The sequence below is a fragment of the uncultured Desulfobulbus sp. genome, from assembly GCF_963662935.2.
Classification (GTDB): Bacteria; Desulfobacterota; Desulfobulbia; order Desulfobulbales; family Desulfobulbaceae; genus Desulfobulbus.
Map to the genome: position 1 here is coordinate 654,963 of NZ_CAXXTL010000001.1, position 14,945 is coordinate 669,907.

Consider the following 14,945-nt stretch of genomic DNA (forward strand, 5'->3'; position numbering starts at 1 on the left):
GCCGATCTTCAGCCTCTGTGGGTAGGCTCCTGATGGGACGATCGTCCGTGGGACAGCTCGATATCTTCTGTGTTAGCGATATTCGTGCCGACAAGATGATCGAATTTTAATCATCTTTTTTTATCTGAGAGAACAGAGCGTTAAAGCGGGGAACGGGGAGGGGACAGGTTGAAAACAGTTAAAAAAAAAGCGTTGCACGCAACGGAAATGCTGAATGCACTAACCGGATCACGGGCAACGCTCTAAGAGCGGTGTGCTACGAACGGGAGGGCTCTTCGATCAGGTTGAATTTTTTAATTCTCCGGTACAGGGTGACGCGATCGATCCCCAGCAAACGGGCGGCTTTGGCCTTATTCCAGGCGGTTTTATTGAGAGCTTCCAAGGTAGCACCGGAATCGATCCCCTGCGCCTCGCCCCCGGCAGAGCGGCGCATTCCCGGGATCTTCATGAAGTCCGGCGGTAAATGGTCAAAGGTGATGATGTTCTGATTACACAGAACAAAGGCATGCTCCATGGTGTGTTCGAGTTCGCGGACATTGCCCGGCCAGGGATACTTGGCAAATGCTTTGAGGACATCCGAAGAGACGGCGGTAATATTCTTCTTGAATTTAGTATTGAATTTGTCACGAAAGTGTTCAAGCAGCAGCGGGATGTCTTCGCGCCTGTCCCGCAAAGGGGGCAATCTGATCTCGACCACTTTGAGCCGGTAGTAGAGGTCTTCCCGCATTTCGCCCAACTGGACTTTTTCCTGAAGATTGCGGTTGGTGGCCGCGATCAGGCGCACGTTCACCTTGGTGGAAACTGAGCTGCCGACGCGTTCGAATTCGCTCTCTTCGAGGACGCGCAGGAGCTTCACCTGTATTTTAGGCGAGATATCGCCAATTTCATCGAAGAAGATAGTGCCGCCGTCCGCCCGGTGGAACCGACCCTCGTTGTCTCTGATGGCGCCGGTGAACGACCCTTTGACGTGACCAAAGAGCTCGGCTTCCAGGAGATTTTCGGGCAGTGCTGAGCAGTTGACCTTGACCAGCGGTTTATGGCTGCGGTCGCCGGCAAGGTGTAGGGCCTCGGCCACCAGTTCTTTTCCGGTGCCGCTTTCCCCGGTGATGAGCACCGTGGTCTGGACCACGGCCAAGGCTTTAATCAGGGAATAGACCTGCTGCATCGGCTGACTTTTGCCGATGATGCGATGAAACTGCCGGTGCTCGGTCAGCTCTCTTTCCAGATCAGCCACATGGGTGTCGTCCCGCACCACCATCACCACGCCCGAGGGCTTGCCGCCGAGATCGAGGAGCGGATAGGTCCGCACGCTGACCACTCGCGCGGCCCGATTCCCCTGCTGACATTCGATATGGTCCACTTCAACCGGGGCGCCGCTTTGGATTGCCGCCGCCAGAATCTCGCCGCATTTCCCGCCGCATCGCACGGGGAGATCCAGGAAGGGTTTGCCGATGTCGTCGCGAGTATAGGCGCAGAGGGTTAGGGCCGCCTCGTTGAACTCGATCAGTACCGCATCCTTGTCGACGCTGATGATCGCATCGCGGACGCTCCGGAAGATCGCCTCCAGGTTGGTCCGGTATTTTTCTTTTTCTTCATGGAGGATTTTGTATTTCAATGCTGTTCGGGTGAGGCCGAGCAAGGACTCCTGGTTGACAGGCTTGGCTATGTAATCGAAGGCGCCCAGCCGGATGGAGTCGGTCGCGGTCACGATCCCCGGATCGCCGGTGATCATGATCACCGGGCAACTCAGGCCGCGCCCCTTGATTTCGCGTAAAATATCGATTCCCGTCCCGTCGTCCAGGATGATATCGGCAAAGACCATATCAAATTCCGCCTCGCTTAACCGGGCCAGGGCTTCACTGCAGCTGGCAGCCGTGGCCACAATATGCCCCGCACCCCTGAGAAACCGTTCAAAGGTAAACCTGATCGATTCCTCGTCATCGATGACCAGAATTCTTGCACTCATATTCCCCCCTCGGCATCGCTCTGATGCACTGGTAATGCAATGATAACCTTGGTGAACTCGTCTTTAACGCTCTCGAAGAGCAGGCTGCCGCCATGGTCCGCAATAATTTTTTGGGTGATGTTCAACCCCAGGCCGGTCCCTTTGCCAAACGGCTTGGTGGAAAAGAACGGCTTGGTCACCACCGCCAGCTCATGTGCGGCAATCCCCACCCCTCGATCATGAAAAATGAGGTGCACCGACGGCAGACCGCTAATGACCACGCGCTTGGCGGTGATATCGAGGCGTTTGTTGGCATGCCGTCCGGGATACTTCTCGTTTAAGGCGTACCGCGCATTATTGATGATGTTGATAATGCATTGCTGGATCTGCTGAAAGTTCACGTCAACCGGGGGCAGGTCGTCGGGCAGGTCGATGGCGAGGGTGATGCCCTCCTTGCGGATCTGCGCCTGGGTGAGAACGACGGATTCCGCCACAATGGCAGGGAGAGGCGAGGGTCTTTTCTCTTTTCGCCGATCGTGCTGGGCGTAGGAAAGGAGGGTGGTGACGATGCGGCCGACACGCTCGCCTTCCTTGACAATGCGCGTGCCGATATCCTTTTCCAGGCTCTCCGGGCTGCACTCATTGATCAGTATCTGGCCATAGTTGATGATGCCGGTGATCGGGTTGTTGATTTCGTGCGCCACTCCGGCGGCCAATTCCCCCAGCGAGGCCAGATGCGCTGCCTGGATCGCCTCTGCCTGCATGGCCATCTTTTCGGTGATGTCGCTGACCAGAAGGAGGGCGCTGGTGACCGTGTCCGTCTCACGGATCGGAAAAGCCTTGATGTCAAGCACGGCCCCATTGTACGTCACAATCGCGATTTCTTTCTGTCCCGTTGCAAAACAGCGGGTGATCGGGCAATCCTCCAGGAGTGCTATACGGTCATGGAGGAGCTTGTAACAGTATTGCCCTGCCGGGTCGGCGATCGCCTTGTCCAGTTCCAGGGTGTTATCGCCATTGATCCACAATATTTCCATCTCGGGGGAGAGCAGAATCAAGGTATCGCTGATGGCGCTCAAGAGCGTCCGGAATTCCTGGGAGAGCCGTTTGAATTCGTTTTCACTTTCACTCAGCGCGAGTGTGCGCTCTTCCACCCTTTTTTCCAAGGCAGCATGCAGCCGGACGAGCTCGTCTTCGGCTTTCTTTCTTGCCGAAATATCGGTGACCGAAGTCCGGCAGAGCGGAGTACCGTCGGTATGCAGCCACCGGATGCTGTCCATCTGGACGTACCGCTCCGGGCCGTTTCTTTGTTCCAGCCGCAGTTCGCAGCTGTGGCGTTCGTTGGCCTGGAAAACCTGCTCAAGGTGGGCGCGAAAGGTAGCTTGATCCGGTTCTATCGCATGCAGCAACAGGACGGAGTTGATCAGGCGGCCTCGTTCAATGCCCAACTGCCCGGCAAAGGTAAGGTTGGCCTCCACGATGCGCCCCTTCTGATTGGAAGTGACGTAGCCGACCGGGGCAAATTCATAGAGATCGGAATATTTTTCCAGCGATTCGCCCAGTTGTTCCTGGGTCGCGCGGAGCTCCTCGTTTTGCATCTCCAGTTCGATCTGATGCACCTGCAATTCGTGGACAAGCCGCTGGATGTCCTGGCCGCTTGTTGCCGGAAAGTTCCGGAGCCTCTGTTCACGGCTGCGTTGCTCCGCAAGAAGGCGCAGCTCGGCAAGACGTTTCTCTTGAGATGATTGATCGGTCATATTCGCACTCTCAGCCCTCTCTCTAAATTGACTTTGCACGTAATTCCGCAAGGAAGGTTAAAGTGTAACGCGTAACAGAGAAATAGCGAAACATTTCTGTTACACGCAACGATTATTTCTTGTTCTCTTGCCGTAAAAGGTTTGCTATCCCCCTGTTAACTCCTCCTAATGCTATCAATAAATCAACCAGACAGCGGCCCTGTTTTTTTGGGCATTGAATTTGCGTGGTGAAAGAAGGTGAGTGATCGCATGCTATGTCAACCTACGGGATAATTCTCGTGTCTCAAAGGTCGAGATTTCTCGCTAACGCTCGGAATGACAAGGCTTTTCGATCTTTTTCAGACAATCGGATCGAAACAAATAATCTTCTCATTATGCAACAGGCTCAAATAAAAGAAGTATCCGCTTGTCCGATAAGACAGGCGCAAGCGCGGCGGCAAGCCGCTCAACCAGGAAAAAGGACGCCATGAGCAATACCAAACACCGACTGACCAACACCTCCAACCTGCGCAAACGGGCCGAAGAAAAAGCCAGTGAAAAGGTGGCCACTTCAACCGAAGACCTCGCGGCTCAGTCACCCGAAGAAAGAGGGGCTATCCTCCATGAATTGCGGGTGCATCAAATCGAGCTGGAGATGCAAAACGAAGAACTGCGCCGGATCCAAGCAGAACTGGAAGCTTCGCAGGCCCGCCTCGCTGATCTCTACGATTTTGCACCGGTAGGCTATCTGACTGAGAGCGAAACAGGAATGGTCGTGGAAGCGAACCTCACCGCCGCCAGCCTGTTAGGGGTGAACCGGGGCTCGTTGTTACGGCTCGCGTTGAGTCACTATATTCTACCTGAAGATAAGGACATCTATTACCACCATCGGCAACAACTCCTTGAGACGGGAGGACCGCAGATATGTGAACTGCGAATGCTGCGGCCCGCCCGCCCGCCGTTTTGGGCACGACTAGAAGCAATTGCTGCCCATGATCAAAAGGGCGAGCCCCTGTACCGGGTCATTCTCAGCGACGTCACCGCATCTAAACGGGCGGAGGAAGGGCGACAAAAACTCAAAGAGCAACTGGCGCACATCCAACAGATGGAATCGATGGAACGGCTGGCTGGCGGCGTGGCTAACGATTTTAACAACATGCTGGGCATTATCCTTGGGCATGCCGAAATGGCCCTGGACCATGCGGACCCGGATCAGCCGTTTTTTACCAATCTGCAGGAAATCGGCAAAGCGGTCGATCGCTCGGCTAACCTTACCTGGCAACTGCTTTCTTTTGCCCGCATGCAGACGGTTGCCACCGAGGGGCTCGATCTCAACGAGACCGTGGAAAAAATGCTCACGATGCTGCGGCGCCTCGTCGGCAACGACATTGATCTGGTCTGGATACCTGAGGCAGGATTGTGGCCGGTGACGATGGATGTCTCCCAGATTGAACAAATTCTGGTCAATCTCTGCGTCAATTCCCGGGATGCGATCACGGGCAAGGGACAGATAACGGTCGAAGTGAAAAACGCACTCTGGAAAGCTGAAGATAATGTCAATCAAGTGGGTTTTCCTCCCGGCGAATATGTGGCGATCGTGGTCAGCGACAACGGCTGCGGCATAGTAGGGGAGAGTGTGGACAAGCTGTTTGAACCGTTTTTTACCACCAAAAAAGTGGGCCAGAGCGCAGGCCTGGGGTTGGCCATTGTCTACGGCATCGTCAAACAGAACAACGGGTTCATCAATGTGTACAGTGAGCCGGCCCTTGGCACGGTTTTCAAGATCTATCTGCCCCATCATGGGGCCAGTGTCATGCCACTGCGGCAGGGCGAGCAGAAAGAGCTTGCCGGCCGGAAAGAGAAGGCCATCGGTACATCCATCAAGCCGGTGCATGCGAGAAAAAAATTAGAGAAGAGTGATGCTGTTTCGTGAACAAATCTTCAGTTAGAAGACGTTTCATCGCAATTGGTTGCGGTAAAACAACGGGGACGCTCTCTTGATGAGATCGGGTTCCTGATCAGGCTCGGCAGAAAGGTGATGGGGAATCCGCTCTGTTCTTTCGACGATGAACACCATGGAGATTCCAAACGTGAACAATAAAACCGGCGTGCTCTTGATCGCTCTCATCTGCCTGGGGGTGCACTCTGCGGCATGCCTTTTTGCAGACACAGAGATTGATCAAAATATTCTCAACCAGAAGAGCGCGGAAAAGATACAGCTCCAACAAGATACTTCCAATGCCTCGCATCCTGTTACCCAGCCACTTTCTTTTTATGAAGTTCTTGAAAAAGCGGAACAAGGTAACGCGCAAGCTGAGTATCTGCTTGGGCGAAGATATTATTTTGGCGAAGGCGTGACCCAGGACAGGGAGAAAGCAGCCCAGTGGCATACAAAAGCGGCCGATCAGGGCCACGCAACGGCGCAATATGTTCTCGGTCTGTTGTACAGCACGGGAGATGGCGTGCATCAAGATAAGAAAAAGGCTGTGGGTTGGATTACCAGGGCGGCGGGCCAAGGCTTGGCCGAAGCGCAATTTGCCCTGGGGATGATGTATCAGACCGGAGAAGATGTTCCGCAGGATACCCAAAAAGCAAGTGAGTTGATCTCCAAGGCGGCTGCTCAAGGAAGTGAAGAGGCCAGAAAAAAAGCAGCTGAATACAAGTTGTAATTCGCCGTTGCATGCAAGCATCCTTGCCGGTACTGAGCGTTCACGCGGTCCAATCCCTGGCTGTGCCCTTCCGAACGCAGGTGAGGCATTCGGGAGTTCTCCGGTGCGGTCGCAAGGACAAGACGGAACAAGGACAATCATAATTGCCCCCCTACACGACGCCTGGTTGCAGTCTTTAGCCACCGTGCTCATACCCTTGCCCAGAAGTGCGTCAAGCCCCCTTTGTAACGAAAAATACCGCAACACTTGCGAGACACGCAACGATTTCCCCGGGCCCGGTCCTGCTCAAGCGGGAGATGGAAAACAGGATAACTCTCTAGTGTTCCATTGTTTCATTGAACAAAAAAGCCATTTGTCCTTTTAGGCATTGAACTTGCGTTAAGAGAGGCAAAGGGAGCTGTCTGGCAAATCCGCATAACCAGCCATGCATCCAAGAGACATCCAGAGGCGCCACCTCTAGCGAGGTAATGGGAGCAACAAAAATGTTTACAAACGATTACCTCGCCCCCATTCAACAGGAGATGAAGATGAACTACGAAGAACGCGATGCCTATGGCATTTACCACCGCTCCACCGAGGGTGGACCTGGACCTGACCTGACCTGATGGGAGCCAATACCCTTATCGGCAACGATGTTGCCAACCATAAAGGCGAAGATATCGGCGACATCAAGGAAATAATGCTGGACGTGCGAACCGGCGAAGTGCGCTATGCGGTGCTGTCCTTCGGCGGCTTCCTCGGCATGGGCGAAAAACTTTTCGCGGTGCCGTGGGTTGCGCTGACCCTTGATACAGCCAACAAACGCTTCGTTCTCAATGTGGAGAAGGAGCGATTGACCAAGGCACCGGGATTCGACAAAAACAAATGGCCAGACATGGCGGATCGAGCCTGGTCCAAGGAAATCCATTCCTATTATGGGGTTGAACCGAATCCGGACGCCACCCCCATCTAACCCATTACTCACGTTGGTGCCCGTCGGCTCCAACGCTTTCAAACTCACGGTTGCGCGGCTGCGCGTCACAACGGCGCTCTTGAAATCGCACGATCAACAAAGGTCCAAAAGGAGAAGTATCAATGAACAAAGAGAAATTTCAAATAAAAGCAGTGTATTCCACCGTTCTGATCGCAACTGCCTCCGCTCTGCTGCTGTTCAGTGCGCCGGTGTATGCATCGACAACAGATGACCGCATCGAGTCGTCAGCCAGGGATTCCTACATCTTTAAGAATTACCTCAATAATGATGCCATTAAGATCACCTCCAAGGAGGGCGTCGTTACCTTGACCGGGAACGTCACCGAAGAGCCCCACAAAAAATTGGCAGCGGAGACTGTGGAGAGTTTGCCCGGCGTGAAGAGTGTCGACAATCAGCTGGTGCTCAAAGATGAAAAAACCGCAGGCAACATGGACGCCTTGGTCAAAGAACGGGTGAAACTTGAGATGCTGTACCATCGCAACCTCAGTGCCACCAAATCCGAATTTCAGGTGAAAGACGGTGTCGTCACTGTCCGCGGGGACGCTGCGAGCAAGGCCCAGATCGATTTGACCACGGAATACATCAAGGATGTTGATGGTGTCAAAGACGTGAAAAATGAAATGGTCGTGGCCAATGCGGGAAAAACCGTGACTGAAAAGGTCGAAGACGTCGGCACATCAATTGATGATGCATCCATCACCGCCTTAGTCAAGGCGACTTTGCTATATCATCGGTCGACCAGCGCCCTCAACACCAGGGTGGAGACAGTCGATGGCATGGTCAAATTAACCGGCACCGCTAAAAACGCCGCCGAGATGGATTTGGCCACCAAATTCGTTAAAGACGTCCATGGGGTTAAGAGCGTGGTCAACAACATGATCATCGAAAAGAAAGATCCTGCAACCAAGTAATACCGAAAGCCTGGTTGCCGGCCGGATGCGAGAGCGCACCGGCCGGCAACGGGCGGCCCGTTCAATCGGGAAGGAGGAAACATGTTATGGACAATAGCGGTGGTTCTATTAATTCTGTGGGCGCTGGGGCTGGTGAGCAGCTACACCATGGGAGGGATGATTCATATCCTCCTGGTCATTGCCCTGATTGTGGTGGTGGTCAATTTCCTGCAAGGCCGCAGAGGAGTGTAGCAGAGAGTTGGAGCATAGAACAGCATGAAAACACACCCGAGAATAGGCGTTGTGCCCCAGCACTTGATGGGCAAAAACGTCAGTTCTCTTTTACAGGAGGCAGTATGACTTTACTCAACAATCTTATCAAAGTGGGAGGATCGGCCGTGATTCTAAAAGAAATTGCTGACCGGATAGCGGGGACAAGAATTAACCGTGAACAAACGCTGCGCCGGAAGAATGCCGGAATGCTGGCGCTCGGCGTAGCCATTGGCGGCACGGTTGGGGCAGTTGCAGGTCTCCTTTTTGCGCCCAAGGCCGGAAAGGAAACACGTGAGGATTTAAGCCGGGTCAGTTGCCAGACTTGGGGGAAAGTGAAAGATAATGTTTCCACTACCGGACACCGGTTAGTGGATTCAGTAGAGGAAAAGAGTTCTCGCCTGCGGACCGCGGCCGAGAAGGGCGTTGATGCGGCTAAAGAATCGTTCAACGAATCCTCCAGCGCAAGCGAAAAAGGCAACAGCTAAGGAAGAACCCATTTCACTGGAAGGAAGACCATCATGGAAGGATATATCACATTCAGTCAACTGGGACTGCTCATTCTTTTTCTGATGCTGGTGGCAGTGGGCGGTTATGCCATTGTCACCCTGAGAAACGTCAATACAGCGGTCAAAGATATCGGGGCGCTGCTGAAAGAAAATAAGGAAGCGCTCAACCTGGCAATTCCCAATATCGCCCTGGCCTCGGAAAATGTGGTTGCCCTCACCAGTGAATTGCGTGCAGGCCTTGGCGAGGCGAGCAGGGCCATCGGCACCGCCGACCAAATAGCTGCGTACGCCATGGTCGTCGGCGAAGCAGCCAAGGCGCTGGTCAGCGTTTTTGCAGGTTCCAGGAAGTAGAACGGCCCTTCACGTTGCAACATGGAGAGCACGCACTTGTGCTTCGGTCTCCGTGGAGACCGGAAACAAAGAGCTGCTTCGTACTCACTGCGACGGCAGTGCAACACAGACCAAGGAATGAAAATGAAAAAGTCTCCGCAGTCTCAATTAAAGGGTAGGCCACTGTATTGGGGCCTGCTCTTTTTCGCCTTCTTTTTCCCAGCTGTCGCGGCGGCAACTTCAGCAAGCGACGAATTCATCCGGGGGTATGCCACGGCGATTCTCCAGCGGGATTTCCAGATCACCGCCAAAACGCTCAATGTCCAGTCCGGAGTTGTGTATATCAGCGGCCTGGAGGCATCGGATGTTGTGCGTGACCGCATGAAAACCTCGCTCGCTGCTATCGATGGCGTCCGTCAAGTGGTGGTTGGTGAGAAAGGCGAGATCGTTCCCACGGGTGGAAAAACGGCGATCACCCCTGAAGTCAACGTCTTCCTGCCCCGTGATTTACTCTTCAAATCGCTGATTGCCGATCCTCGCTGGCCGCATTTTTCCGCCTCCTATCAGCAATATATGCAAAATGACCAGCTAGACGGAGTAGGATCGGCAACCTTCGGCGAGACCTTCAGTTTTTATCGCTTTGCGGGGCCATGGACCAGTCAAATGGAGGTCGGCCTCCAGGCCGGCGTGTTCTCCATCTTTGATATGAATGCAGATTCCCATGACCTGGTCAATGCCGATTATTTTGTGGCCGTGCCGCTCTCGTTCAAAAAAGACAATTTTTCCGCAATGTCCCGGATCTTTCACCAAAGTTCCCATCTTGGGGACGAATACCTGTTGAGCGGGCAATCGGGAGAACGAATCAATCTGAGCTACGAAGGGGTGGATCTGCTCCTTTCCTATAATCTTCCCTTGGGCTTTCGTATCTACGGCGGCGGCGGCTATCTGTTTGATCGTGACCCTGAAGATCTCGCGCCGGGAATAGCACAGGCGGGTTTGGAGTTCAAGAGTCCTGAGGCCTGGTGGGGCGGTGCGCTCAGGCCGGTCGCGGCAGTTGATCTGCAGAGCCACGAAGAAAACGATTGGGATGCCAATGTGTCCGTGCGTGCCGGATTTCAACTTGAAAATCCGGATTTTATCAGCCGCAAGTTACAAATCCTGCTCGAATACTATGACGGCAGTTCACCCAACGGCCAGTTCTATGCCCGCGACAACGTGGAGTATATCGGGCTCGGATTTCATTTTTTCTATGATTGATACCGTCACAGGCGGAAATGCCTGCCAAATTCGGGTCGCCATAATGCAAACCAAATCAATATTTGGAACAGGAGGGTAGCATGAAATCAAGTACTCAAGACAAGGCGGAAGGCGCGTTCCACCAAATAAAAGGGAAGGTCAAGGAGTTTGCCGGGAAAATCAGCGACAAACCTAAACTTGAAATTGAAGGCAAAGCGGAAAAAACTGCCGGCAAAGTACAGGAAAAAATCGGCGAAGTGAAGAAGGTCTTAGGAAAATAAAAGGATTGCCTAGGCATTCGTCGAATTGTCTTTGGTTCACTGCTCGTGATGCAGGGCATTCAATATGCAACACTATAAAGGAGAATATACATGAGATCATTTGGTTATGCAGCCTTTGCTGCGGCTGCCTTCGCCCTGCTCTTGACTTGTGCGCCCGTCCATGCCTCAAAGACGGATGACCGCATCGAATCGTCAGCCAAAAAATCCTATATTTTTAAAACATTTCTCAAAGACGATGACATTAAAATTCAAGCCAAGGGCGGTGACGTCACGTTGACCGGGCTGGTTTCCGAGGAATCCTATAAATCATTGGCCGAGAAAACCGTTGCAGGTTTATCCGGCGTTAAAAGCGTGGATAACAGGCTGGAAATCAAAGGCGCTCCTCCTTCAGCAAACTCGGATGCCTGGATCAAGGAAAAGGTGAAGTTCATCCTCCTGTTCCATCGGAGTGTCAACGCCGTAAAGACCGAGATTGATGTTAAAGATGGCGTCGTCACCCTCCGAGGCAATGCAGCCAGCCTGGCACAAAAAGAATTGGCGGCCGAATACGCTCGGGATGTTGATGAGGTGAAAGATGTAAGAAATGAAATGACGGTATCCCTGGCCGATGAAAAAACTCCCAAAAAAGCAGTCGAACCTATTGATGATGCTTCAATCACCGCCCAGGTCAACATGGCGTTGTTGCTCCATCGTTCCACCAGTGGCCTCAAAACCTCGATCACGACCAAGCGCGGAGTCGTCACCGTGAAAGGCAAAGCCGGCACCGCACTCATTAAGGAGCAGGTCTCCAAATTCGTCAAAGATGTGCACGGGGTAAAAAGCGTCAATAACAAGATGACCATCGAATAGTTTAAGCGGGAACAATAAAACGGCTAGCTCGTTGCCCCGATATCAATCGGTACAACGAGTCTGAAGAATGCACTTGCTGTATCCATAATGTGTCTCCTTCCTAGAAACCTGGTTGATCGAATATGGTCGTGCTCATGTTACCTGCGGCCCTCCTCCGAGCTTATATCATTGCCCTGAGGGATGAAGTGTCAACGGTGCCGTGCTTCGGGCAGCATTGTCCAATCACAGTGTCATCAGAGAAATAAACTCGAAAGAAGGAGAAGTAATATGCCAGAATTCAGTTCACCCTTTTCAGGATTAGCAAGCAACAAAAAACTCACAAATGAGGAACTGATCCGAGCAATCCGGTTCATGATTGCTGTGGAGTATGAAGCGACCCAGTTGTATATGCAACTGGCTGAGTCAACAGACAATAAACTCGCCATCGCGGTCCTGAAGGATATCGCCGACGAAGAACTCGTTCACGTCGGAGAGTTTCTTCGTCTCCTCCGGGAATTGTCTCCTGATGAAGAGAAACTGTATGCAAGGGGAGCGAAAGAGGTCAAGGAAACCATTAAAAAAATGAAGTAAAAATCCTTTTTCCTCGATTTTTCGTCATTTCTTGTAATCACGACCTGAAATGCATGTGTAACCTGTGACAGAAATATGAAGGAACTGTTGTGTTGCATGTAACGCTTTTCTCTCGTTCAGAAAGAACCGCATATGGTGTTCGCTATGCACTACTCATCTATAATAACAAGATAAAAGTATCTTCATGAGTGTATTAGTCCGTTAGGCCCAGGTCTTGCTTTAGAGAAAGTACATTGGGACAATGCGTTTACCAGTATAGATCTTCATGAACGTTTCAAAAGAAAGTAAGGCGCACACTCATGACTTGGCCTGATGGGCGCCGCCGGTGTTTTCGACAGCTACCCCATGGGCTCTCGTAACGAAGATCCCGAATGAGCAATTCCATTCTGAGTAGGGAACTCAAACGCGTCGGACAAAGACACGCGCCTGTTGGTCTTTTCAGGGAAAGTTACCTCGATGATGTATCGATTCGTGCCCGTACTCTGGAATGTGCCACCGATTGTTTCGTCGACCTCAGCAAAAGTTCATACCTATCGAGGCAGCTTCTTGAGTGACACCCTTCATCCGCATGGTGCCAGAACGTAAAAGAGTCATTGTTCCAATGCGCTCAGTCACTGTTTGAGCAATCTCTTGCCGGATAATCGTGTCCAGTAGAGAATGTTACATGCGTTTTTCGATGGGGAGGTAAAAACAAATATCATGATCTTCCTAATTTCGAAAAACTAAAAAAGGACCAGGAGAAAAAACGGAGGAAATTATGAAAAAGAAGGTAATTGGGTTGGTTAGTGTTGGCTGCCTGCTGCTCGCGGGACAGGCGTCTGCAAAGCAGGTTGATATGATTGCTGGCTTCCAGGACCCACTGTATTTTGACATGCCTGGCTACTCAAAGGGTCTGGACATAGAGGAAGTCTGGGGCGTTGTTACAGTCAACGGTGTTTTCAAAGCACAAGCACACACTGTCGGGAACAGGATGTGGGATTCAGGGACCAATAACTGGATAAATACCATTTTTTCTGGCTCTACTAATGATTCTGTACAAGTGATTTCGACAGGTTTCGGTCTTGTGAAGCAGGGCGGCGACTTAGCTCTGTCTTCATCCGCTCACGATGTTACACTGTCACAGAAACCTGGCGTCCGAAATGGCAACAACGGATACAACGGCAAGGGAAACCGTGGCCAGCTCAAGAATGCCCCGGAAAGAGAAGTAGAGCGGACAAATACCCAGATTGCCGTGATGCCAGCGAGACTGAAGATGAATTCACCAGCCTTCGGTGAAGGGCGCGGTCATGGTATCTTGCCAGTCGACTCACCGCACTTCCCTCTCTTTTCCAATGTTGATGGCGACCCATCTGACTGGAGGGGGGGCTTACCTGAATCGATACCGGCTCAGACTGCCCCGGTTCCTGAACCGGGAACGATGCTCCTGTTAGGTGCCGGCTTAGTGAGTCTTGCTGGTGTTGGTCGAAAATTTCGCAAATAGTTCGTTAGCGTTCCATATAGTTCGCTGCAAGGGTTACTCGTAAAGTACATGTTGACGATTTGTTGGCACATTCGTCAGCCAAGCCTGGTAAGTAAAAAAAATAATTTCAGTGATTTACAACACGTTTGTTTCGAGGTATGACACCCAACAGGAGGGATAGAAAATAATCGGTTTCTCCTGTTGTTTATGTATCCATATTGGCTAAAGAGATTGTATTCACCTCTCACTTCATTTTGTTACGATTTTTAGGAATGAGAATATGGACGAAAATAAGCGGCTTGATAAAAATAAATCAGACGAAACTGCAAATTTATGCTATTAGACTTAGTTTATAGTGTTTAAGGAACTCTTAATGAGTGATGCCCCAATCGAGCATATCAGGTGTTCGATTTTTCAGACGAGGCAAGTCTGAAATGACGATTGAAACAAATACAGAGTACTGAATGATCTTTTTTGATGATTCAGTGTATTACCGATGACCCCGAGGTGGGGCCATCAAATTAACTGTGTGACACGATCACACAACGAAAAAAGGAGTAGTTGCAATGGCTGAAGGAACTGTAAAATGGTTTAATGATTCTAAGGGTTTTGGCTTCATCGAGCAGGAAGGCGGCAAGGATGTGTTTGTGCATCACTCTGCTATCCAAGCCGAGGGGTTCAAGTCTCTTCAGGAAGGAGATCGCGTAAAGTTTAACGTGGAAGATGGTGCCAAAGGCCCGTCAGCAACAAATGTTGTTAAGTGCTGACATTTGAGTCTTTCGTGATATAGAAAAAAACCCGCTTCAGGCGGGTTTTTTTTATATTATAAATTTTGCCCCCATCTGTATAAGACTGTTTTTTCCCAGTCCAAGTACCCCCCTAAAACAGTTTTCCGTACTCTTCGCCAAACAGGTCGATGGGAAATAGCCACGGCGCACTCTCTGGATTTGACACCGAAGTACTTCATCGGCAAGCCTTGAAACTGTCCGACAGCCCCAAAATATTTCTGGGCAAACGGTATCTTCCCTTAAACAGACCTATTCCTCGCAACTAGCTCTGCTGCGCGACTCGGCCCCATTCTGTGGCAAATCTACCTCAAAGCGCTCTACACAACTCTGCCCGACAGATCCATGCCCTTTCTTCCCACTCTACAATCCATCCTGAAAAGCAGACTTGACCCGGAACTTAAAAATAAGGTAACGAATAATGGCCTCGCTGTTGTGCTCCG

14 protein-coding genes and 1 pseudogene are annotated in these 14,945 nt (G+C 51.5%); 13 read left to right on the forward strand and 2 right to left on the reverse strand.

Annotated elements, in window-relative coordinates; translation table 11 throughout:
* Positions 1 to 256 precede the first annotated feature (256 nt).
* Both ACHZCX_RS02790 and ACHZCX_RS02795 read right to left on the reverse strand, forming a co-directional pair.
* Entirely contained in the window at positions 257 to 1,966 is a 1,710-nt protein-coding gene (locus ACHZCX_RS02790; RefSeq protein WP_319585715.1) for a sigma 54-interacting transcriptional regulator, read from the reverse strand.
* Entirely contained in the window at positions 1,963 to 3,702 is a 1,740-nt protein-coding gene (locus tag ACHZCX_RS02795; RefSeq protein ID WP_319585716.1) for a histidine kinase dimerization/phospho-acceptor domain-containing protein, read from the reverse strand. The genes ACHZCX_RS02790 and ACHZCX_RS02795 overlap by 4 nt, the downstream gene beginning before the upstream one ends.
* Positions 3,703 to 4,168: 466 nt before the next feature.
* Here ACHZCX_RS02795 and ACHZCX_RS02800 point away from each other — a divergent pair, with 466 nt between their 5' ends.
* The 13 genes and pseudogenes from ACHZCX_RS02800 (at position 4,169) to ACHZCX_RS02860 (ending at position 14,484) form a co-directional block, all read left to right on the forward strand.
* Positions 4,169 to 5,614 carry an ATP-binding protein gene (locus ACHZCX_RS02800; RefSeq protein WP_319585717.1) on the forward strand — a complete coding sequence of 482 codons (1,446 nt, stop codon included), beginning with the start codon at positions 4,169 to 4,171 and terminating at the stop codon, positions 5,612 to 5,614.
* Positions 5,615 to 5,771: 157 nt separating this feature from the next.
* Positions 5,772 to 6,350, forward strand: a complete 579-nt coding sequence (locus tag ACHZCX_RS02805; RefSeq protein ID WP_319585718.1) for a tetratricopeptide repeat protein — start codon at positions 5,772 to 5,774, stop codon at positions 6,348 to 6,350.
* 527 nt (positions 6,351 to 6,877) lie between these two features.
* Positions 6,878 to 7,302: pseudogene (locus ACHZCX_RS02810) on the forward strand (PRC-barrel domain-containing protein).
* A 122-nt stretch (positions 7,303 to 7,424) separates the two neighbouring features.
* Positions 7,425 to 8,234: a BON domain-containing protein gene (locus ACHZCX_RS02815; protein ID WP_319585721.1), complete on the forward strand. Its 810-nt coding sequence runs from the start codon at positions 7,425 to 7,427 to the stop codon at positions 8,232 to 8,234.
* 81 nt (positions 8,235 to 8,315) lie between these two features.
* On the forward strand, positions 8,316 to 8,465 hold the full coding sequence (locus ACHZCX_RS02820; RefSeq protein ID WP_319585722.1) for a lmo0937 family membrane protein: 150 nt from the start codon (positions 8,316 to 8,318) through the stop codon (positions 8,463 to 8,465).
* A 104-nt stretch (positions 8,466 to 8,569) separates the two neighbouring features.
* Positions 8,570 to 8,971, forward strand: a complete 402-nt coding sequence (locus ACHZCX_RS02825) for a YtxH domain-containing protein (RefSeq protein WP_319585723.1) — start codon at positions 8,570 to 8,572, stop codon at positions 8,969 to 8,971.
* 33 nt (positions 8,972 to 9,004) lie between these two features.
* Positions 9,005 to 9,343: a hypothetical protein gene (locus ACHZCX_RS02830; RefSeq protein ID WP_319585724.1), complete on the forward strand. Its 339-nt coding sequence runs from the start codon at positions 9,005 to 9,007 to the stop codon at positions 9,341 to 9,343.
* Between the two features lie 123 nt (positions 9,344 to 9,466).
* Positions 9,467 to 10,579: a DUF1207 domain-containing protein gene (locus ACHZCX_RS02835; protein WP_319585725.1), complete on the forward strand. Its 1,113-nt coding sequence runs from the start codon at positions 9,467 to 9,469 to the stop codon at positions 10,577 to 10,579.
* Positions 10,580 to 10,659: 80 nt separating this feature from the next.
* Positions 10,660 to 10,839, forward strand: coding sequence for a CsbD family protein (locus ACHZCX_RS02840; protein WP_319585726.1), 180 nt, complete (start codon positions 10,660 to 10,662; stop codon positions 10,837 to 10,839).
* A gap of 90 nt (positions 10,840 to 10,929) precedes the next feature.
* On the forward strand, positions 10,930 to 11,688 hold the full coding sequence (locus ACHZCX_RS02845) for a BON domain-containing protein (protein WP_319585727.1): 759 nt from the start codon (positions 10,930 to 10,932) through the stop codon (positions 11,686 to 11,688).
* A 267-nt stretch (positions 11,689 to 11,955) separates the two neighbouring features.
* On the forward strand, positions 11,956 to 12,258 hold the full coding sequence (locus ACHZCX_RS02850) for a ferritin family protein (RefSeq protein WP_319585728.1): 303 nt from the start codon (positions 11,956 to 11,958) through the stop codon (positions 12,256 to 12,258).
* A gap of 757 nt (positions 12,259 to 13,015) precedes the next feature.
* Complete coding sequence (locus ACHZCX_RS02855) at positions 13,016 to 13,738, forward strand: PEP-CTERM sorting domain-containing protein (RefSeq protein WP_319585729.1); 723 nt, start codon at positions 13,016 to 13,018, stop codon at positions 13,736 to 13,738.
* Between the two features lie 545 nt (positions 13,739 to 14,283).
* Positions 14,284 to 14,484 (forward strand): cold-shock protein, encoded by a 201-nt coding sequence (locus ACHZCX_RS02860; protein ID WP_306547593.1) that lies wholly within the window; start codon positions 14,284 to 14,286, stop codon positions 14,482 to 14,484.
* Positions 14,485 to 14,945: the final 461 nt, after the last annotated feature.